Source organism: Streptomyces katrae (assembly GCF_000966975.1).
GTDB classification, from domain to species: domain Bacteria; phylum Actinomycetota; class Actinomycetes; order Streptomycetales; family Streptomycetaceae; genus Streptomyces; species Streptomyces katrae.
This window is the reverse complement of sequence record NZ_JZWV01000043.1, coordinates 1-333: the sequence shown is the minus strand read 5'-3', so window position 1 is coordinate 333 and position 333 is coordinate 1. Positions and strand designations below refer to the sequence as shown.

Below are 333 nucleotides of genomic sequence, written 5' to 3'. Positions count from 1 at the left end.
ATCTCCCAGGCCGGCGGTACGCCGCTGCTCGTCGCCGTCGAGGACGCCGACGGCGCCCGTGTCCTGGGTGTCATCCACCTCAAGGACGTGGTCAAGGAGGGCATGCGCGAACGCTTCGACGAGCTGCGCCGCATGGGCATCAAGACCGTCATGATCACCGGCGACAACCCGCTCACCGCGAAGGCCATCGCCGAGGAGGCGGGCGTCGACGACTTCCTCGCCGAGGCCACCCCCGAGGACAAGATGGCCCTCATCAAGCGGGAGCAGGCCGGGGGAAAGCTCGTCGCGATGACCGGCGACGGCACCAACGACGCCCCGGCCCTCGCCCAGGCG

The 333-nt window shown here is 70.3% G+C and carries 1 protein-coding gene; it reads left to right on the top strand.

All coding sequences use genetic code 11. The features are described from left to right. Positions 1-333, top strand: a 333-nt coding sequence (locus VR44_RS02690; protein ID WP_045945717.1) for an HAD-IC family P-type ATPase, incomplete at both ends; no start/stop codon positions are given.